Source organism: Flavobacterium aestivum (assembly GCF_026870175.2).
GTDB lineage: Bacteria > Bacteroidota > Bacteroidia > Flavobacteriales > Flavobacteriaceae > Flavobacterium > Flavobacterium aestivum.
In genome coordinates, this window is record NZ_CP113977.2 from 1,666,035 (window position 1) to 1,687,738 (window position 21,704).

Genomic DNA, 21,704 nt, shown 5'->3' on the forward strand with positions numbered 1-21,704 from the left:
GATTGTTTGTAAAATGCAATAGTTCATTTGTGGATTATTGCATTTTTTTTATGTCAAATTATTAAATGTAGATAATTTAATTTATATTTTTCATTATTTGTTAATTGGTTTTAGTGTGTTGATTTTCATATAATTGTATTTTAGTTGTCTATTTAAAAGCTTGCTTTTAAATCTTATGATTTCACTATTGCCAAAATTTTTTAGTAAATAGATATTATTTTTTTTGGTGGTTAATAATTTTAACTTACTTTTGTCTATAGAAATAGTAGAGTTTAAAAATAACCACTAAAACTAAAGTTTTGAAGACAATCAAAAACACTTCTTTTTTGATCAAGCAAGGATCTTTATCATTCGACACTCTTAGTCGAATGTGTTGTTGCTGTTAGTACCTTCAATTTTATACCATCTTACATTTTCTAATGATCAATTTTTAAAATAATTTATTGTAATCAATAATAAATTGTTTTGACGGTTAGGATGTGCTTATCTCAAAAATAATATTCAAATTAAATAAGTAATAATCAAAAAAGATAAAATGAAAAAACGAATGTGTTGTAGATAAAAAAAAACCATTTCTGCGGGAACAGAAATGGCAGGCTTAAAAAATTTAATCGCTAAACTAAACGGAAGAGAAAATTGATAGAATCAGTTTTCAGAATCCTTATTTATTAAACCAAAACAAAGTAATGAAAAAAAAGTTATATTATCTTTCATGGCTTAGCATTTTTCTGGTTTCATTTGGAATCAATGCACAAAATACTCAGCCACTTATTCAGTCTAAACTCGATGGAACTGTAATTAATAAAATCACAAATCAGCCAGTTTCAGGAGCTTCTGTAAATATTAAAGGGACTACGCACGGAGTAATAACAGATACAGAAGGTAAATTTTATTTTCAAACAGGTCAAAAATTTCCATATACATTAATCGTAACTTATATAGGGTATAAAAAAACTGAAGTAATAGTTGATGGAAATCCAGTTATCATCAATTTGGAGGAAGACCTTCAAGAATTAAATGAGTTGGTAGTTGTAGGGTACGGAGCCCAAAAGAAAAAAGATATCACAGGAGCAATAGCCTCGGTTCCAAAAGCAAATCTTAATCAAGTTACCTCTTCGGCAGATAATTTATTGAGAGGAGCTGTACCAGGAGTAGTGGTTACCCAAAGTTCAGGACGACCGGGAGCTTCTTCGAGTGTTCGCATTAGAGGAGGAAATTCAATTACAGCAGGAAATGAACCGCTTTATGTTGTAGACGGGGTATTGATTTACAATGATAACAATAATGGTACGGCAGGAGTGGCTTTAGCAGGAGCAGGAGTCAATGTATTATCAACTATTAATCCAGGTGATATTGAATCTATTGAAGTATTAAAAGATGCATCTGCAACAGCAATTTATGGATCGCGTGGTGCCAATGGGGTTGTTCTTATTACTACCAAAAAAGGAACCAAAGGGCAAGATATCATTTCATATCAAGGTTATTTTGGTGTACAATCAGTATCCAAAAAACTGAATGTACTAGGTGCTTCACAATGGGCAAGCTTGCGTAATGATGTTCAGGCAAGTATAGGACAAGCGCCTTCATTTACAGCTGAACAAATTGAAGCATTTAAAACATCGGGAAGCTATGACTGGCAGTCAGAAGTTTTTAGAATTGCACCCGTTCAAAATCATCAATTAACATTTTCAGGTGGAGATGACCGTTCCCGATATGCTGTTTCAGGAAGTTATTTCGATCAGGAAGGAGTTGTAATTGGAACAGATTTCAAACGAATTTCTCTTCGTGCCAATTACGAGAGGAATTATTCTCAAAAATTTAAGTTTGGAGTAAACACTAATTTTACCAATTCGATATCGAATGGGGTTGGAGCCAATAGTTCAGGTAGAGAACCTAGCCCGTTAGTTAGTGCATTGTTGATAGCTCCTGTAGTTCCTATTAGAAATCCTGATGGGAGTTATAATGTGACGCAGAATCCTTATGCGACTTCCGTAAATGGTTATATTCCAAATCCAATTAATGATTTAGAGAATACTACCAATGAGAACAAAATCAACAGAATTCTGACTAGCTTATTTGGGGAGTATAAAATCAACAAAGAAATTACAGCTAAAGTATCCGTTAGCGGTGATGTAATTAATACAAAGCAGAATTATTATGCTCCATCCAATACTACCAATGGAGCAGCGAATAAAGGATTGGCTTCTGTTGGTAATAGATTAGTGAGTTCAGTATTGAACGAAAACACTTTGAATTACAATACTCATTTTGGGAAGGACCACAAGTTTTCGGCTTTGTTGGGTTATACGCTGCAATATACCAATGGAGAAGTAGTTACAGCAGGAGCCAATAAATTTGTAAATGATGCTAACACCTATAATGCTTTACAAGACGGAACGGCTGCCAAGCCATCTAGTGATGCATTCGAAAGTGTATTGAAATCGTGGTTGTCAAGAGCAAATTATTCTTATAAAGGCCGATATAATTTTACTGCATCACTGCGTGCTGATGGATCATCAAGATTTGGATCGGAATCACTTTGGGGTTATTTCCCATCAGCAGGATTTTCCTGGAACATTACCGAAGAAGATTTTGCCAAAGATCTTGAAGGAGTAACCGAAGCTAAACTTAGATTAAGCGCTGGGACAACCGGAAATCAGGAAATTGGAAATTATCTTTCATTGGCTTCAATTGGTTCTGTCAATTATTCTTTTGGTGGTACGATTCAAACAGGATTGGCACCAACTCGTTTGGCAAATCCAGATTTAAGATGGGAAAAAACGACGCAATATAATATTGGTTTGGATTTATCACTTTTGGACAGAAAAATCAATTTTGTTTTCGATGCGTATTATAAAAAAACAAATGATTTGCTTATTAATGTTCCTATTCCGCTTACTTCAGGATATTCTACAGTTCTTCAAAATATTGGAGGGGTTGAAAATAAGGGGATCGAAATTGGTTTGATTACAGAAAACATAAAAACAGAAAATTTTTCATGGAATTCAAATCTGGTCTTTTCTGCCAATAAAAATGAAGTGGTAGAAATTGGAAATGGAGTTGACCAATTCTTTCCAGTAGTTCCAAATGGTTCTTTGTTGCAACAACAACCCGTAACGGTAAAAGTGGGTTCACCTCTAGGAACTTTTTGGGGATACAAGACGAATGGTATTTTTCAAACACAGGAAGAAATCAATACACAACCCAAAATAAACAGTCTTGCTAATACCAAAGTGGGAGATAGAAAATATGTTGATACTAATGGTGATGGAATAATTTCGGCAGCAGACAAAGGGGATCTTGGAAGTTCACAGCCAAAATTTGTTGGTAGTTTCAGTAATACACTTTCTTATAATGATTTTGATTTACAATTTTCATTTCAGGGAGCTTATGGAGGCAAAGTATTTAATGCTTTAAACCAGCAATTAGAAATCTCTACTCTCGGGACAAATGCCTCGGCAGTTCTAGAAGATCGTTGGACTCCCACTAATCCAAGTAATGAAATTCCTAGAGCATCAAGTTCTCCTCTGGGAATTGTATCAGAACGATATGTAGAAGATGCTTCTTTCTTGAGATTAAAACTCATCACTTTTGGATACACATTCCCTAAAAGTCTTTCTTCAAAAATTGGAACAAAGAGTGTAAAATTATATGTGTCAGCCGAAAACCTAATCACTTGGACGAAATACACGGGCTATGATCCAGAGGTGAGTTCTTATGAACAAAACAATTTATATCCCGGAATTGATTTTGGTGCTTATCCAAATTCTAAAACATTCATCACGGGAGTGAACGTAACTTTTTAAGTAAAATAAAAAAATAAAAGATGAAATGAGCATGGACGCAAATGGGTTATAAATGCCAATGTCGATATGCGAATTACATATAACTTTTACATATATGAAAAAGATAATAACATACCTATTAAGTGCCACTATATTAGTATCGTGCACCGAGCTGGAGGTAACGCCAACCTCCTTTATAACCGAAGAGAATTTCTTCAAAACTCAGGATGATGCCGTGGCGAGTGTAACAGCAGTTTATGCCTCTTTGAGTCTAGATCCGGGAGAACAGAGTCTATTTGGGAGAAATCTTTATTTCTTGACAGATATGGCTTCTGATTATGCTGCGGCAGGAGTTTCGGCTACGAATCCGCAAGTGAGGGCTTTAAGTAGTTTGACCCATGATGCCACTACGGATCGTGTTCAAGTGGCTTGGCGCCAAATTTATAATGGAATAAACAGAGCTAATGTAGCGATTGACAATATTCCTAAAACTTCAGGTTCTGATGTTGTAAAAACCAGATTGATTAATGAAGCCAAATTCATCAGAGCATTATTATACTTTCAGGCAGTTCGCCTTTGGGGAGGAGTTCCAATTACTTTACATGAGCCAACCTCCATTCAATTGGAGAGTTTAAAATCAAAAAGAGCAACTGTAAATGAGGTATATGCTCAAATTATTTCGGATTTAACAGCAGCAGAAAGTTTACCGACAATTTATCCTGCCAATGAAGCCGGACGAGCAACTTCGGGTGCAGCAAAAGCGATTTTGACCAAAGTGTATTTGACTAGGAAGGATTGGCCAAATGCAATTCTTAAAGCCAAGGAAGTGATTAATGGTGGATACGGATATGCACTTTTTGAAAATTTTGCTGACATATTTAATAAAACAAAAAAGAACGGAAAAGAGCACATTTTTTCAGTTCAGTTCGAGCCTAATCAAGCAGGAAATGGTTCCAGCGGAAGCACTTTTCAGGCAACTTCTTTCACCGGATTTACAGCGACAGAACCCGCAGATATCATTTCGGATGTAGCCTTGTTTTATGATATTTATGCAGCAGGAGATACCCGAAGAGATGTGAGTTATAAAAAGCAATTATTGAATCCGGCTACCGGAACGCTTTATACATTTCCGAAACCCATTTTTAGTAAATATTTAGACCTTACCAATTTAGCAACGCCAGGAAATGTAGCTATTAATTTTCCACTCATTCGCTATGCCGATATCCTTTTGTCTTTTGCGGAAGCGACCAATGAACAAAGCGGACCAACAGCAGAAGCTCTAGAAGCTGTGAATCAGGTAAGAAGAAGAGCATTTGGAAAACCAATCTTTACTCCGGATGCTACGGTGGATTTGATAGGACTTACAAATGTTCAGCTAAGAGCGGCAATCCGAGAAGAACGCAAAAAAGAATTTGTTCAGGAAGGACAACGTTGGTTTGATTTGGTTCGTTGGGGAACACTGGTTAGCGAAGTAAAAAAAGTAACTGCTAAAAACTCAGTTTCGGAAAGAAACAATTTGTACCCAATACCTCAAAGTGAGCGAAATATTGACCCTGTAGGGTTGCCACAAAATACAGGTTATTAATCTATTAAACTATAAAAAAATGAAAAATTTTAAACTCAATTGGAAAATCAAGAGCCCTCAAAATGGGCTATTAGTTATTGCTTTGTTTGTCGCACAATTTGGCTTTGCCCAAAATAAACCAGATGCGAACTATAAAGGCGTTATCGGTAAAACATTGGCTGACTCCAAGGAATATTGGCCAGAACCTGTAAGAGCACCTGCGGGTGCACCCAATATAGTTTGGATTTTACTGGATGATGTAGGATTTGGAGCCTCCAGTGCTTTTGGAGGTTTAATACAAACGCCAACTTTTGATGCGTTGGCCAATAATGGATTGCGTTATACCAATTTTCACACCACAGCAATTTGCGCCCCAACTCGTGCAGCATTATTAACGGGTAGAAATTCAGGAAAAGCTCATGTTAGCGGCTTCTCACACACCGTTCTTTCGGCTGGTTTTCCGGGTTGGGACGGAAGAATCCCATCAGATAAAGGAACGGTTGCTGAAATATTAAGAGAGAATGGGTATAACACTTTTGCAGTGGGTAAATATGGGGTAACTCCAGATGAGGATGCTACTGATGCAGGTCCTTTTGACCGCTGGCCTACAGGGAAAGGATTCGATCATTTCTTTGGATTCTTAGGATCGCAGACAGATCAGTATAAACCTGATTTGGTAGAAGATCAGGCACATGTAAAACCAGACGGAAGACATTTGACTGATCAAATTACCGATAAAGCTATTGGCTATATTCAAAGACAACAAAAAGCAGCACCGGGAAAACCATTCTTTCTGTACTACGCACCAGGAGCAGTTCATGCACCACATCAGGTAGAAGCTTCTTGGAGTGATGCTTATAAAGGGAAATTTGACGAAGGTTGGGATGTATATCGCGAAAAAGTATTGGCAAATCAAAAGAAATTAGGAGTAATCCCTACCAATGCCGTATTGCCGGAACGTAATGCACTTATTACCGAGTGGAAAAAACTAACTCCAGACCAAAAGAAAGTGTATACAAGATTCATGGAAGTGTATGCGGGATATCTTACCTATACTGATCACGAAATTGGTAGAGTGGTGAATTACTTGAAAGAAAGCAATCAATTGGATAATACTCTGATTTTTGTAGCTATCGGTGATAATGGAGCCAGTAAAGAAGGTACTTTGCAGGGAACAATAAGCCAAAACCTTTTTGCTAAAGGGGTGTCCGATGAACAAAATCTTCAGGATAATTTGAATAATATAGGAGAAATAGGTACTGCAAAAGGCTTGAATACCAACTATCCATTAGGTTGGGCACAAGCTACCAATACCCCTTTTAAAAATTGGAAACAAGATGCACATTCAGAAGGAGGAACGCGCAATCCGTTGATTGTTTTTTATCCAAAAGGGATTAAGGAAAAAGGAGGAATCAGAAACCAATATAGCCACGTAACGGATATACTTCCTACTACATTGGATATTGCCGGAATCAAAGCACCAGAAACGATTAGGGAAATCAAGCAAGATAAAATTCAAGGTTCATCTCTATATGCTTCGTTGAATGATGCTAAAGCCGAATCGTTACACAAAGTGCAGTATTACTATATTTTCGGAAACAGAGCTATTTACAAAGAGGGTTGGAAAGCAGCTGCAGCACACCTTCCGGATTCATTTGCATTAAAAAGTTCAATAGGTAAAGGTGAAGCTCCAAAACCAACCAATTTTGATACCGATGTTTGGGAGTTGTACAATTTAAACGAAGATTTAAACGAACGCGTAAACTTGGCTCAAAAATATCCTGAAAAATTGGCTGAGCTTAAAAAATTGTTTGATGAGCAAGCCAAAGAAAATAATTTGTATCCGTTGATTGATTGGCAAGATGTATTGGGTAGAAAAATACATAATGCTAGTGGAGACAAAAATCAAAATCTTCAGGAATTGATTCATAAAGGAGCACAATCCGGAAGCAGTAATTAAGAGTTTGGAGACCTAACAGGTTTTTAAAACCTGTTAGGTCTAATCAGGAGTATAGCTTTAATTGTTATGCACTAATCATAAATCATTAAAAAAATGAAACGAGTAGATTATCAAACAATAGGAAAGAAGATTATCGTCGGGGTGATTGTCTTTATAGTGCCACTAGCCATTTTGGCTGGCGGTTTAGCATTAGTAAATTATATTTTAAAATAAGAAATCATGGCAATAGATCAAAATTTAAAAAGAAAACTAACAAGAGACTTAAGCATTAGTCTTTTGATTTACACCTTGCCGGTATTGGCAATCTATCTTTATTTTAAGTTAAGCAATGGTATCGTAACAGAATCACAGCTTACATTACCATCATTTTTAGAATTTGTAAAACCTGCATTCCAAAATATTCGAACATGGGGTTTGATTGCTTTTATGCTCGTTTTAGGAGTCATAGAATTTGCAGCAGGTTTGTATGATGACCAATGGACAGGAACGGAACGCAAAATTGATATCATTTGTTTTTTAGCTCCAAAGTTGCTTTTACCGCCCGTAATTGCTTTTTTTAGCTTGACAGTTTTACCTTTTTTAATTCCAAATCTTGAAAATACACTTTCATGGGTTCCGTTTTGGGGAGGATTTTTTCTGATTGCGGTTGCAGATGATTTAACGCAATATTGGTACCATCGTTTGCATCATCAAGTACCGTTTTTATGGCGTTTTCATAGAACACATCATTCGGCTCCGTATATGGGAATGGCGATGGCTTCAAGACAAAATTTTATTTATACCGTGTTTTTCTCCCAAATTTATTTGACGGCTACATTGACTTACTTAGGCTTAGGATTGCCAGCTTTGTTTGTTACCGTTATAAAAAGTTTTATCACCTTGGGAGCACATTCCAGTATAGCTTGGGACAAACCGTTTTATAAATACAAAGCATTACACCCGATAGCATGGGTTTTGGAACGTTTGATTTCGACTCCAGCAACGCATCATGCGCATCATGCTGATACAAGCGGTGACGGAGTAGGTCATTTTAAGGGAAACTTTGGGAATATGTTTTTCCTGTGGGATGTGATTTTTGGAACGGGTTTAATCACTCGAAAATTCCCTGAATCATACGGTACGAAATCATATAAAAGCGAAGAATGGTATGCACAATTTCTTTGGCCTATATTCAAGTCTAAAAAAGAGGGAAGTCCATTAGTAGAGGGTGTACTTGCGTTGCCAATTTCTCAAAAAAGAGATATTGTTCCAACGAATCAAAGTTATTATGAACCATTACAATCTTAAAGTATTATGAAAAATAGAACATTAAAAAAAAGTATTACAGCAGTAGTCTTGCTGTTAGGAATTGTTGGTTTGGCTCAAAATCAACAAATAACATTGCCTTTGGATTCTTTTTACACGAAAATTAAGAGTGAAAAAAATCCACAGCTAATAGACGCTCGAAGTCCCGAAGAGTTTGCGTTAAACCATATTGATGGTGCGGTTAATTTTAATCTGCAAACGGAAAATTATGCAAAATATGTAGCTTCATTAGATAAATCAAAACCAGTATTTATTTATTCAATCAACATAGGAAGAAGTGGGGCATTGGCAAAAGAGTTATTAAAAAATGGTTTCTCGGAAGTGCATGATTTAGAAGGAGGAATAGCCAATTGGATTGGAGGAGGAAAGCCCTTTTATTCTAATTCAAAAAGTAAACTGTCATTAGCAGATTATAAAAAAATCATTGCAGAGAACGATTTCGTTTTGGTCGATATTGGTTCGCAATATTGTGGTGCCTGCAAAAAAGTGAAACCTGTTTTAGAAAACATCAAAGCTCAGTATGGATCACATCTAAAAATTATAGAAATAGATTTAGAAGATAATCCGCAAGTTATAGCTGATTTAAAAACGGTAAACGTATTCCCGTATTTGATCTTATACAGAAAGGGGAGAATTGCTTTCAAGAAAGAAGGTTTGGGGGATTTAAAAAATGATGTTGATGTGGCTTTGGTACAAAATAATTAAATAAAACAGTCATCAATAGTCTCAATAGCTATTTGTAAAGAATATTGTAATTCTAACCATTTTATGATAGTTAAGTATGATAGACTTTCAATTTTCCTTGTAATGTAATAGTAATGTAATAGTAATGTAATAGTAATGTAATAGTAATGTAATAATATTTTAGCTATTGGGACGATGGATGATGACGAATGGGAAGTAAGAAAATAACTCAGGAAGGAGAAAAAAAATCTGAGGTTGTAAGAGGTAATTAATTGGGCTTGTAAGAATGAATAGAGTTAGTTTGTTGATTAACAAGGTTTAGTTTTTTTTGATAGTTGGGCCCCGTAATTTAGATTTTAAATTATGGGGCTTTTTTTGTAAGATATGTAGTTGTTAAAATAATTATTATGTTAATTTATCGATTTTATCTTGTTTGTTAGCGGAGTTTTTAAGTACTTTTGGGCAATAAATTCTAAACAAAGTAAATGAATAAAAAAATTACTCTAATTCTTACTATATTATTTTCACTTTCTGTTTCCGCTAACGTGTCCCAACCGGAAAAAGAAGTTTTGATGAAATTGTACCAAACAACTAATGGTGCTAAATGGATCAAAAAATGGGATATGTCATTACCAATAACTAAATGGTATGGCGTGAAAGTGGTTGATGACAAAGTAATTTCTATAAATTTAAAAAATAATAATCTAACGGGACGTATTCCTGTTGAGATTACTACATTGTTAAATTTACAAGAATTAAATTTGAGTGATAACTTATTAAATGGTGAAATACCTGCTAATATAGGGAATTTGCAATCTTTACTTATTCTAGATCTTTCGTCAAATAAATTGACTGGGAATATACCAGCTTCAGTTTGTAAGATTAAAAGTTTAAAATCTATGCTTTTGGATAGAAATATATTATCTGGTGAGTTGCCTCAGCAATTGGGTAATCTTTCGAGCTTAGAAATGTTGTCTTTGTATGAAAACTCATTTTTTGGACCACTACCAGATTCTATATATGGACTTAAATCATTGAAATCGATGATTTTATATAGTAATAAATTTACTGGAATATTAAGTTCAGCTATAGTAAATTTAAATAGTTTAGAGAATATAAATTTATTTGATAATGATTTTAAAGGTAAAGTGCCTTTGGAATTAGAAAAATTACCAAATTTAAAAAAGTTAAATATATCCTATAATTTGTTCACAGGGTTGGTTTCGAATAAGTTGTCATTATTAGACAAATTGAATATGACCATGAGAAATGAAATGGGAAATGTAGTTTCTTTATCCGTTATAAAAGGATAGTAGAAAAATAAAGTTTATAAAACGATTGTTGTTTTATATAAAAGAGAGTTGTTTGTTTTATACATTTAGTTAGAATACCCTGTAACTTCATACATTACAGGGTTTTTCGTTTTTATTGGGTGCGGTTTAGTTGTTCTTTTTCTGAAAGAGTAAAGCAAAGGATTGATCAGGGGATTTAGAATCGGTTGCTTTTTTGGAATTGTGTAAGCCAAAAAGCGGTCGGATCAAGAACCATCTTCTAATTAAGAATTCATAAATTACCCATGATAGTAAAAACGTCCCTGCACACATAATAGAATATTTGTAGAAAGAATTCCACTGTAAATTCATTAAGTAATACCCTAAAATAACAGTTATCGTTTGGTGCAGTATGTAAAAAGGATATACAGCCTCATTACAGTAGGATAATGTTTTGCTTGGTTTGTTGAGGTATCTGGAGGCATAACCAAAAAGGGTTAGAATCCATGACCAAAAAGAGAAGACTTTAATTAGCGCTTCGGTAAAATGTCTAGTGTAACTATCCTCAAAAGCAGTAATGATAGACATAAGCAACGTAAAGCCAATAATACCATATATTAGATACGTTTTTCGGTTATTTTCTACAGTTTTCCAGAACGTTTCCTTTACGGAGATTAACAAAAATCCAAAAAAGAACAAAGTGATACTGTTGATGATAACAAACCAATCACCGACTAAAGCATGAGTTTCTTTAAAAAAAGGCTCTATGAAAGATTCAATCAGATATAATGGTACTATGAACCAGTACAATCCCCATCTTGTGCTGCTTATTTTAGCAGTTGTTCTTAGGATAGCATTGTTTGGGTTGTTTCTCAAAAATACAAACACAGGAATAAGTACCAATGAGAACAAAAGTAAGTAGGGGATAAACCATAAATGATGCCAACTTAAATTTCCTTCAGGATATTTACCAATAAAGGCTTGTGCAGGCCAGAAGTCGAGATAGCTACTTTTGATCATTCCTTTTGAAAATTTTTCAAGATATACTTGTGGAGGAACGATGACCAACATTCCAAAAATTAGGGGAAGCAGTAATTTTTTGGTTCTTTCGAAAGCAAATTGAACAGCAGTTCTTTTTGAAAGAGCATAGGATGTTCCCATTCCGGAAATGACGAAAAGAATAGGCAATCGCCATTGGTTTAAAAATAACATGGGATATTTAATCCACTCATAAGTAATGTTGTTCTTGATGTGCCACTCCCAATCCGGAGCTACAAAAAACATTCCCACATGATAAAAAATGAGTAATCCAAATACTATTACTCTGAGCCAGTCTAAATCATATCTACGCATAGTTCTAAATTTTTTTTGCAAATGTGTGAGCAAAAAATTAGTGCTGCAAATACTTGTTCTAGAAGACAAGATTATGTGACGAAAGGCATTGTTTTGGGGCAGTTAGCAACACTCTGGGATAAACAACAAGGTGTTTTTATCGTGATGCAGCTGCTAAATCGAATGATTGAATGAAGCTTCTGGAAACAGGAACCGTATCCGGACAGTCTTTTAATTGTACTTTATATCCCTGTGCATTTCCGGTAACTTCTTCTATGTAATTCAGATTTAATAAAACCGATCGGTGGGTTTTTATGATAAAAGGAAAAGTACTCAGTTGCATTTCTAGATTTTTGATAGGAATACGTTTGATGAGTTTATGTACTTTCTCTTCTTTTTTTAGGAATATTTCAGCGTAGTTCCCTTCAGCTTTGGCATAAATAAAACTATCGCTTTCGAAAACAAACTTTTCTGATTTTACTTCCGTTTCAATAGTAACAGCTGTATTGTTTTGAGGTTTCTTAGCATCGGTTAAGGTCAAAGAAATATGATCAGCTTTTTGTCTGTTTTTTAGTTGTTGTTGGTTTAAATTGATGGAAATAATGATTGGTCCAAGAAAAACACCGGCAATAAATGAGTTAGAAATTTCTTCAGAAAAATACCGCCATGACCAATTCATGGGATTGTCATAAATGATATCACGAATCAAAAATTGGGTTATTCCGGTAAAAAGAACCAAAAAGAAAACAAGAATACATTCATTTTTAATTTTCCAGTCTTCAGTCGTTTTTGGAAACAGTTTACAAATTCCCGCAATAATCAGTAATATAAAAATAGGAGAGGAGGAATGGATGAAGCATATCCAAAAAAAAGGCATTTTTTGTTCTTGGGGATTGACATCAAAAGGTTGGAGCATGTAATTGAAAAATAGAGAAATCAAAAACAATATACTTATTATTTGAAGTAGTTTTTTACCTTCATAATAAAACGGATAGGGCTGTTTCAAAAAGGGAATGGGAGATGTCTTGTGGTTCATTTCTTTGGATTAGTCTTAATTTTGTACAATGTCCTCGCTCTTGGTTTGGTTGCTATGTATTTCTTTGTTAAACGAAAATACAAATTAAAACGATAATTCTACAAAGGGGTTGATCTTGGTAAAGTAATGTTATTGGCTTGCTGTTGGGTTTCTGTTTCTTTCATTATTGTCTAATTTTTTTAAAAAATCATACTTGCTGCGAGAAAATCATCTGTAAAATTAAGTATATCAGGAAAATGTTACATAGCTGGAAACATTCTTCTGAGGCATGATATTTTGTTTTGGCATATTGAAGAATTTATGAAAGTTTTAGAGTCTTAAATGAGTTCGAAACCATTTTATTAATTAGATTTGTTATAAAGGATAATTCAAGGAGAACAGTTGCAATGGTTGCCTTTTATAACTTTAACTATAGAATTCAACTAATATAAAAGTTGAGGCTATAAATTTTAATTTAACCACGTTTTAATATTAAGAAGTATGGTAGTACAATATCAAGGAGAGCAAAACGGAATTCCAACAACATTTACTATAAAAATTAACGGAAACAATTTATCAAAAAGTAGTTCGAATTACCAAATAGATTTATTGATTGGTGATAAACAGTTGCCAACTTTTACAACATTAATTCACCAGAGCTTATCTAATTGTCTAAAAGAAGTTTATTTGTTTAGAAAATACAACAAGATTAAGTTTGATGCTTCTTCAGAAAAGCTAGAGTCAACAGTAATTCCTTATGATTTGGTTTTATACAATCATAACAAGCATGCCTTGTTCATGGCATAAACCAATTTCTTCAATGTATAAAAAAGACTGTTCAGAATTTTTGAGCAGTCTTTTTTTTGAGATTAGTATAAATCTTGTCTAATGAAGGGAGACACTATTTTTATTAAATAGTATAATCATCAGTATAGTTCTCTAACAAGTAGAGTCTTGTAAACTATAACTCCTGATTAATTAAACCCTGATCTCCGAGTTATGTTTCACAGGAAAGTTCACAGAATTAGCAATAAAACACAATTTATTGGCTTCTTTATGCAATTCATTTGCTTTTGCTAACTGCGATTCATCGGTAATGGTTACGATTGGATTTAATGTTACTTCTATAAATTGCCCGGAACCGTCGTTATTTACAACCATAATTCCGGTAGCATTGTCAATATAATCGGTAACTACAATTCCGGCTTTGACACAAACGTGCAAATAAGACATCATATGACAGGCCGAAAGTGAAGCCAGTAATAAATCTTCGGGATTGTGAACCGTCTTGTCACCATGAAAAGTAGGATCAGCTGAACCTAATAAAGTAGTTTTTCCTTCAATTATAATTTCATGGTTTCGATCATAAGCCCGATAACCCGAAGTTCCGGTTCCTTTATTTCCTGTCCACTTTAGAGTCAGTTTATAGTTGTGATTGGGATGCATTTGAAGTTGAATTTAAGCTTTACAAACCTAATTATTTTTAGAGGATTTATCTTTGATATGAATCTAAGATTATTGAAATAGTTCTTTATACTTAATGAGTTTTTGATAAGCATATCCTTTGTCAGGTACTGTTTTATAGAGATTAGATTCAATTAGATTTTTCTTAGATTCTAAATTATAGATTATGAAAGGATGTGATAAAAGTATAATTGAAAATTTGATGTATTTTTTTGCATCCTGTTCTTTTAAAAATGATAGGAAATTAATGAACTCATCAGGTTGTTTTGAGAATCTAAAGATATAAGAATCGATGATGTATTCACTTTTAAACTTAACTTTAGAATTCCTTTTAGCTAAATTTACTATTTCCAAAGGTTTTTCTGATTGATAGTAAAGTGATGCTGTTTTATTATCTACTTTGTTGTTTATAAGAGTGAAATAATCTATAGATTTTAGTAAAGAATCGTATAGCTTTTTTTCGTTTTTCAAAATGTTCTCGAATTTTAAATACTCTTTAGGTAATGTATTGGGTTGAGCTTCAAAAACAGTACTTATGAGTTCTTTTAAAATTGCATATAATAATTCTATATCGCCTTTAGCAATTCTGTGATAGGCGTTTTTTTCTTTTTTTAGTTTAAAGATAGCCTCAAAAATATCCTCAAAGCAACTATAGAAATTAATTAGTCTTTCATTATTTAAATACTCTCCATTTCTTAGCTGATTTCTATTGATGAATTCTTCGGAACAAGGATTGAAAAATAATAGGTTTTTAAAACTTAAATCTACGTCTTCTGTAGAAACATTTTTTGAGTTGTTTAATAAAATGTTTACATAGCAGAAATTCTTTAATCGGTCATTTATGTAAAAGGGTTCATGAAATTTAAAAATTCTTAAAAGTATTTCCATGATATAGAAAATATCTTCAAAAACATTTTTGGTAAAACTTTCGGATTTTAAATTATTATATAAAGTTTCATTTTTTAATGAATATAAAATTTCTTCAAAATCCAGTCTTTTAGAAAGTACACCTAAAGAATAAATACCATTACCATTTTCATAATTTGATAACTTTAATTTTCTATTCTCTAACGTTTCTTTTTTTCCTGAAAATCTCAAAATATTGAAATTCAAAGCTTCATTAATATACATAAATCACTTGCGTTTAATTGATTTGATTTTTTTCCAGTTATCTTTTTTATCTTTTTTGAATTTTGTGATGGATTCGCTGGATGAACACGAACTTCGAATCTATTCCCAGTTGTTTTTACTTATTCCTAGCTAAATAGAATTTCTATAAAATATTTCTGTTTCTTTATTCGGGAAAACTTTTCGATATGGATCTCCAATCTCTATTGGAGACCATATGCCGTATTCCCATTTTATAGTCTTTTTTAGGATCTCCTTTATAAGGTTTTCATTAGCCATATAATCTAACGATTCCTTGTATTCAAAAGTTAATTCCAATGTATGATAATCGTCACAAAGCATTTCGCTTAAATCATCATAACGATCAATTACTGTTATTTTGAAATTCTCAGTTTCAGATTTTGCAACAAATCTCCCTTTTTCATTTTTAAAAGGTAATGGGGTATTAAAGACTTTTTCAATTTTTGAAATTAATTCTTCAAATGAAATGTCTTCTAATAAAACTATGCTTAATTTATTTTTATTCATATCTTTTTTAATGACATTTTAGTCTAATTTGAATATAGTTGCTGGAAATTCTTGTAACAAATAAAGGTATTACTTTATTAACCATATAGTTTTTAGATTCGTAAAAACAAGCTTCTAGGCATTCCTACAATATTTTGTTAGAATATATAATTATGCTTATACTCCAATACATAATATCTTATTTTATTTCCATTCCTTTTGTTCAATCGCAATAATCTCTGGATTTGTTAAATTTACTTTGTATAGCAAACTATTTGAAGAATATGCATAAATCTCATTATTATTAAACTCGATTTTATAGAATGGATTTGAATCTGTGAAAAAAAGAGCCCATAAGAAATTATTAGAACTATCTGTGCAAGCTATAAAACCCTCGTTTCCCATTCCGCCTTCACCATCAAATACAATATACTCGTTATTAATCTCTATTCTATTTGAAAGAACTTCAAAAGTTGTCCAAATGTCAGGATTAAATTTTTCTAAACTCTCTATAGTAGTTTCGCAAAGAGGAAATGAATAATATAAAGGGTTGTTTTTATTAGTCACATTATAACAATTTAATACTATAATTTCACCATTACTTTTTTGCAAAGAATTTATTCCTATTAATTCTTCATTTAACCAGTGCTCTAACATTATTTTATTTTTCATTACACAGTTCTAAAAGGAAAAATCAGTTTTACACATAATTGTATTTAAAACCATCTTCTTACAGGGGAGTTATTGTTGAAAATTTCATATACATATTCATCAACAATATTTTTATCAATTAAATCATTTAAAATTTCTCTAGATATAAACAAATCCTCTGAACAACCTGTGAATTTAGACAAAAGTTTAACACTACTCTCTATAAGTTCTTTTTTTTCTGCATCTAAAAGCTCTTGATCATTAAATATTTTTAAAATAATTTCTTTTAATTTAATTTTTTCAAGTTTGTTTTCTTCGAACGTAGATAATGGATTTGTTTTTATAAAATATGTCCATTCTTTTTTTAAGATTTTCAAATCCTTCAGGTATTTATCCATAATAATATATGTTTATTTACACTCAATAATCTTGTGAGTGTCTTTTGATATTTTTCCCTCTATAAGAACCTCAAAAGTTGTCCAAATGTCAGGATTAAATTTTTATAAACTCTCTATAGTAGTTTTGTAAAGAGGAAATGAATAATATAAAGAGTTATTTTAATTTTTCATTGCGTGGTTCTTAAAAGGAAAAATAATTTAAACTCTTTCCAAACTCATTTATAAATAATTGATCAATGATATTCTTATCTAGATTCGTATCTAATTTTTTCCAAAATTCAATTTTTCCTAGTGTCGAAAACATATTACTGAAATCTTGGAATCCCACTGGTTCAGTGAGTGGATTTTTTTTATACAAATTTTTCATTCTGTTTATACTCGCTAAATCCATTTTGATAACCTCATACAACATTGCATCATGTTTGGTGGGGGGTGCGTTAAACTCATCGTAACCCAATAACTCACTGTTTTCATTTATTATGGGATCATTAATTTCTCCAAAAAGTACTTTTTGAATGATTAATGAAATATAAGTTTTTGAATAATTTAATAATTCATCTTCAATTTCAATTTTTGATTGCTTGTCGAAATTAATATGAGCTCTTAATAATTCAAATTTATCCTTTATGTCATTTTCTTTAAAATTACAATTTGTTATAAATAGATAGAATATAGAGTCTAATAAATCACAATATTCAAAAGTTTCTTCTTCTTTATTTTTAATTATTTTATCGACATATAAACTAAAATACTCTAACGAAATTGTTTTCAAGTTTTGAAATGAATAATCAAGACAAAATTTTAGTTGTATCTCCTTTTTTAGCTTCTCTATAGTATCACTACCTTTTATTTCGTTTTGAAAGGATATCAATGCTTCTCTGTTAGAGTAAAAAAAACGAATATTCTCCATAAATTCAAATGCTACTTTACTACCTTTTAGTAATGATAAAACTAACCTTTAGCATAATCAGGAGTCAGTTCAGGTTTAAACCACCATGAAAAATCACCTATGCAAACCTCATTTAAGACTAATGAATCTGGTAAATGATTTATAGTGTCACCAATTTCATCATAAGGTGAAGGTAATACATAACAAATGCCGTAATCGCCATTTAAAAATAAAGACCCATGAAGAATAGATTGTTTTTCTGTTTTCTTTTTTAATTCTACAACTGTGATGCCCGAATATAAATCATCGTTAAATTTCGTTTCTAAAGAATTCATACAAGTTATATTTAATATAGAACCATCATTTAAGGTGTTAATTTTTACATTACCATTAATGATGTAATTATGAAGTTCATTTTTTTTATTCTCATTATAAATTTTAATTGCAACTGAAACATTTTTTGAATATAATTCAGTCAAATAATTATTAATGTTTGAGCCTATTTCTATACCTATTAAAGATTTTCCAGAAATAACTTTAGCTTTATAATCTATCATGTTTAAAAAAAATACTGTATTTAATTATCTCTAACAATTTTCTCACTCAGTGCAAAAGTTCTATTTTGATGCACTCACGTAATTAAATTCTTAATTGGATCCGATTTATCATAAACCAAATCATCACCATGAGTTATGGGTTTAGTTTTATAGAAAAAACAAAGAAAACATTACCTTATTCTTTTCTATAAAACCTAATGTTTACAACACCTTACGAGATTTCAAAAACTCACCATTTACTTTGATAACATTATCCTATTCAAGTTCTTCATTCAAATAAAATATTTCTTCGTTTAAAAACTTAATAATACTTTTATCTAGATTATGTGTATTTTTAATGAAATTTGTTATTTTATCAATTATAGATTTTATTTCAATTTTATTATTCTGATTGTAAGTATAAATGCTAAAATATAATTTAATAATATTCCTCCTTATTTCAGAATCTATATTATCTAAATCATTATCTATATTTAGATAGTTAAATGTTGATATATTTTCTATAATCAGATACCTCAAAATTAATTGCTCATTAAAAATTATATTGACGCCTTCTGCTAATTGTTTAAATATAAACTTTTCTTTATCATTGAATTCATTTTTAGCTTGATATGAAAAAATAATATTATCTTCAAATAATGATTGATGAATGTTGCCGAAATGTTTATTTGTTTTTAAAAATTCTGAAAATATTAATTCTGTCTTTTCATTTTTATTTTGATGCAATAATTTTAATATTTCAGGTTCTTCTGTTAAAATGTCAGAATCTGAATTATATAGCAATTGAACGTTTATTTTACAAACATATCCGTTTTCATCGACCTCCCAATAGTCTTGTAGTTGGTCTGAGCTAAAAACAGGCACGCCCCATTCTATTTTAAAATACCCACCATTTGCAGTTTTTGTTATATTCTTCATTACTCTATTTTATAAGTATAATTGCGGGTTTGTCAGTAATAGATTCTAAAGTTTCATAAACTCCGTCCATACCAGACTTTCTACAGGAGGACCAATATAGTTGTTTAATAATACTGTATTTATTACCTCCGACAATCTTAGCACTTGGTACAAAATTTCTTCCCTGATACACCCAAGTGATTAAAATCTCAACGGGTTCGGGTTTATCATAAATCAGATTATCGCCGTCAACGATGAGTTTTGGTCTATCCTTTAGGTCATATTTCCATTCGTGAATAAGAACGTTGCCATCCCAAACATAACGATTTATTTTTTTGTTTGTGATCTTATTTTTAATTTGTCGATACGCTTTAGCAGTACAAAGTCTAGAAACCTCTAAAAACTTTGTAATTTTATGATCTAGGTTTTAAAAAATAGTCTTCTATAAATTCCTTTAATTGTTCAAGATTTGTAAAGTCATAAATGGTAATCTCTTCAAGTTCTTGACTGTTGATAAAATCTGAATTGTTTTTATGCTTTGTTTTTCCAATGCTAACTATATATTTAGATGATTCTATCCAACTTATTTCTATTATTTGATTATCTCTCTTTGCAAAAAATAAAAATTCGATTTCATCATATTTTTTATTCGTATTGAATAATCTATTCAAAAGTATTTTCCAGCCCCCACTTATTTTAAGATGCATTAAATCTAAATCGTTTGGATTGATTTTTTTATTTAAAGATTCTAATAATACATCAATATTTGTATTTGATGAAATTTGATTGTAGATTTTAGAATTTTCACTTAGATTCAAACAAAAATTGCTTCTGCTCAGTATAACTTCATTTAGTACATAACCAATTTCATCATTTTCAAATTCTATGTAAAATTCTTTTCCTATTGTTTTGTTAATTGCACTAAATACAATAGTATTATCAAATATAGGAAATGAATTATACGAGTTTATCTCAACTTGCCAACCTTGTTCTAATTGTAAACTAATTAGATAATCTTTAATATTCATTATTTACAGCTTTTTAAATATTTTTTTGCATCTGCCTGGGAAATTGGGTGACTATGAATAGTTCCTGATGTTATTTATATTCGAATTTATAAAGTTCTGTTCTATCATAATTATTTTATTGATATTGCAATAAATAAGAAAAGATTAAAAGATAGTTTTTCTGTTTTAAGCTTATAAAAAGCCGTCATTAATGACGGCTTTTTGTTTTATTTTTTTAGATAGGATAATTATTATCTAAAAATAATTTAACTAAATAAGAATGTGATATTGGTTTTATTGAAAACTCTTAATATGAAACAGTGCCTTTTACCTCCATTTATAATGAGAAATATTAATGTTTTCAGGTTTTTTTAAATTAATTTTATAAACTAAATCCAATGATGAAAATGCATGAATTTCATTATTAATCAATTCTAATTTATAAAAGGGATTCGAATTTAAAAAGAATAAAGACCATATAAAATCATTATCCTTATTTGTGCAAACAATAAACCCTTCATTTCCCATTTCTCCTTCGCCTCCAAAAATCATGTCACCATCTTCTGTTTCTACTTTATTCGTAAAAACATCAAATTGAGTCCATAATTCATTATTATATTTTTCTAAATTTTCAATTTTAGTATCACAAAAGGGGGTGCATGAATTGAATTGCTCATTATCTGTTTTGTAGCAAAAACAATCTAATAGTATTACTTCTCCTTTATTATTAACAAAACAATTTAGCCCTCCTAAAATTTTTTGTTCTTCCCATTTTTTCAATATAAATTCTGTCATAAAATTAAATATCTATCTAAATTCTCTAATAAGTAGTAGTCTTCCAAATTCTTATTATTGTATCCAACTTTAGTTAAGTCTTCTTTTAATTGATTCAATAATTTAAGCCACTCTTTTACATATAGATTAATATCTATTGAAATTTTGTTATTTGTGTTTGTTTTATATTTTTCATTTAAATTAGTCCATTCAATGGTAATGATGTTTTTTTGAATGCTACATTTCCATGCTTCAAAAAAACTATAACTAGGAAAAATTACCTTAAAATAAGGTTCTTTTTTTTTAATAAGTTCTAACATATTTATAATATCTGAAAAGCAATCCCCTAGATCATTTTTCAGATTAAATGAGACTAAAAAATTATCCCATTTTATTTTAGCATCGTCTTCAAGTTCATATATAGAAAATGTTGCCTCTGATATTGTGGTATCATCAATATCACGAGTTTTCAGTTTTACATCTGATTTTAAAATTATTTCAAAATACATATTTTTA

At 31.3% G+C, this 21,704-nt stretch carries 20 protein-coding genes; 7 read left to right on the top strand and 13 right to left on the bottom strand.

Annotated features, from left to right (window positions below):
* Positions 1-686: 686 nt before the first annotated feature.
* The 6 genes from OZP08_RS07320 (at position 687) to OZP08_RS07345 (ending at position 10,611) form a co-directional block, all read left to right on the top strand.
* A complete protein-coding gene (locus OZP08_RS07320) occupies positions 687-3,806 on the top strand; it encodes a SusC/RagA family TonB-linked outer membrane protein (RefSeq protein ID WP_281323347.1) in 3,120 nt (1,039 codons plus the stop codon).
* A 94-nt stretch (positions 3,807-3,900) separates the two neighbouring features.
* Positions 3,901-5,370, top strand: coding sequence for a RagB/SusD family nutrient uptake outer membrane protein (locus OZP08_RS07325; RefSeq protein ID WP_281323348.1), 1,470 nt, complete (start codon positions 3,901-3,903; stop codon positions 5,368-5,370).
* A gap of 19 nt (positions 5,371-5,389) precedes the next feature.
* Positions 5,390-7,309 (top strand): arylsulfatase, encoded by a 1,920-nt coding sequence (locus OZP08_RS07330; RefSeq protein WP_281323349.1) that lies wholly within the window; start codon positions 5,390-5,392, stop codon positions 7,307-7,309.
* Positions 7,310-7,528: 219 nt separating this feature from the next.
* Positions 7,529-8,596: a sterol desaturase family protein gene (locus OZP08_RS07335; protein WP_268848974.1), complete on the top strand. Its 1,068-nt coding sequence runs from the start codon at positions 7,529-7,531 to the stop codon at positions 8,594-8,596.
* Positions 8,597-8,602: 6 nt separating this feature from the next.
* Positions 8,603-9,319 carry a rhodanese-like domain-containing protein gene (locus OZP08_RS07340; RefSeq protein ID WP_281323350.1) on the top strand — a complete coding sequence of 239 codons (717 nt, stop codon included), beginning with the start codon at positions 8,603-8,605 and terminating at the stop codon, positions 9,317-9,319.
* A gap of 464 nt (positions 9,320-9,783) precedes the next feature.
* Positions 9,784-10,611, top strand: coding sequence for a leucine-rich repeat domain-containing protein (locus tag OZP08_RS07345; RefSeq protein WP_268848976.1), 828 nt, complete (start codon positions 9,784-9,786; stop codon positions 10,609-10,611).
* 126 nt (positions 10,612-10,737) lie between these two features.
* On the opposite strand, the gene OZP08_RS07350 is transcribed toward OZP08_RS07345, so the two are convergent.
* The gene (locus tag OZP08_RS07350) at positions 10,738-11,922 is read right to left on the bottom strand and encodes an acyltransferase family protein (protein WP_281323351.1); all 1,185 of its coding nucleotides are present in this window, start codon (positions 11,920-11,922) and stop codon (positions 10,738-10,740) included.
* A gap of 136 nt (positions 11,923-12,058) precedes the next feature.
* On the bottom strand, positions 12,059-12,937 hold the full coding sequence (locus tag OZP08_RS07355; RefSeq protein ID WP_281323352.1) for a LytTR family DNA-binding domain-containing protein: 879 nt from the start codon (positions 12,935-12,937) through the stop codon (positions 12,059-12,061).
* Between the two features lie 480 nt (positions 12,938-13,417).
* Here OZP08_RS07355 and OZP08_RS07360 point away from each other — a divergent pair, with 480 nt between their 5' ends.
* Positions 13,418-13,723 carry a hypothetical protein gene (locus OZP08_RS07360; protein ID WP_268848982.1) on the top strand — a complete coding sequence of 102 codons (306 nt, stop codon included), beginning with the start codon at positions 13,418-13,420 and terminating at the stop codon, positions 13,721-13,723.
* 171 nt (positions 13,724-13,894) lie between these two features.
* Here the strand turns inward: OZP08_RS07360 and OZP08_RS07365 are convergent, their stop codons facing one another.
* The 11 genes from OZP08_RS07365 to OZP08_RS07415 all read right to left on the bottom strand — a co-directional run bounded on the left by OZP08_RS07365 (position 13,895) and on the right by OZP08_RS07415 (position 21,697).
* A complete protein-coding gene (locus OZP08_RS07365; protein ID WP_268848983.1) occupies positions 13,895-14,362 on the bottom strand; it encodes an OsmC family protein in 468 nt (155 codons plus the stop codon).
* A 69-nt stretch (positions 14,363-14,431) separates the two neighbouring features.
* Complete coding sequence (locus OZP08_RS07370) at positions 14,432-15,511, bottom strand: hypothetical protein (RefSeq protein WP_281323353.1); 1,080 nt, start codon at positions 15,509-15,511, stop codon at positions 14,432-14,434.
* Positions 15,512-15,640: 129 nt separating this feature from the next.
* On the bottom strand, positions 15,641-16,036 hold the full coding sequence (locus OZP08_RS07375) for a hypothetical protein (protein WP_268848985.1): 396 nt from the start codon (positions 16,034-16,036) through the stop codon (positions 15,641-15,643).
* Between the two features lie 183 nt (positions 16,037-16,219).
* Positions 16,220-16,687: a hypothetical protein gene (locus OZP08_RS07380; RefSeq protein WP_268848986.1), complete on the bottom strand. Its 468-nt coding sequence runs from the start codon at positions 16,685-16,687 to the stop codon at positions 16,220-16,222.
* Between the two features lie 44 nt (positions 16,688-16,731).
* Entirely contained in the window at positions 16,732-17,064 is a 333-nt protein-coding gene (locus OZP08_RS07385; protein ID WP_281323354.1) for a hypothetical protein, read from the bottom strand.
* Between the two features lie 181 nt (positions 17,065-17,245).
* Complete coding sequence (locus OZP08_RS07390) at positions 17,246-17,974, bottom strand: hypothetical protein (protein WP_281323355.1); 729 nt, start codon at positions 17,972-17,974, stop codon at positions 17,246-17,248.
* Between the two features lie 41 nt (positions 17,975-18,015).
* Positions 18,016-18,510 (bottom strand): hypothetical protein, encoded by a 495-nt coding sequence (locus OZP08_RS07395; RefSeq protein WP_281323356.1) that lies wholly within the window; start codon positions 18,508-18,510, stop codon positions 18,016-18,018.
* 255 nt (positions 18,511-18,765) lie between these two features.
* Positions 18,766-19,428 (bottom strand): hypothetical protein, encoded by a 663-nt coding sequence (locus OZP08_RS07400; protein ID WP_268848990.1) that lies wholly within the window; start codon positions 19,426-19,428, stop codon positions 18,766-18,768.
* A 392-nt stretch (positions 19,429-19,820) separates the two neighbouring features.
* Positions 19,821-20,435 carry a hypothetical protein gene (locus tag OZP08_RS07405; RefSeq protein ID WP_268848991.1) on the bottom strand — a complete coding sequence of 205 codons (615 nt, stop codon included), beginning with the start codon at positions 20,433-20,435 and terminating at the stop codon, positions 19,821-19,823.
* Positions 20,436-20,741: 306 nt separating this feature from the next.
* Positions 20,742-21,209, bottom strand: a complete 468-nt coding sequence (locus OZP08_RS07410) for a hypothetical protein (protein ID WP_281323357.1) — start codon at positions 21,207-21,209, stop codon at positions 20,742-20,744.
* The gene (locus OZP08_RS07415; protein WP_281323358.1) at positions 21,206-21,697 is read right to left on the bottom strand and encodes a hypothetical protein; all 492 of its coding nucleotides are present in this window, start codon (positions 21,695-21,697) and stop codon (positions 21,206-21,208) included. Before OZP08_RS07415 ends, OZP08_RS07410 begins: the two co-directional genes overlap by 4 nt.
* Between the last annotated feature and the right edge of the window lie 7 nt (positions 21,698-21,704).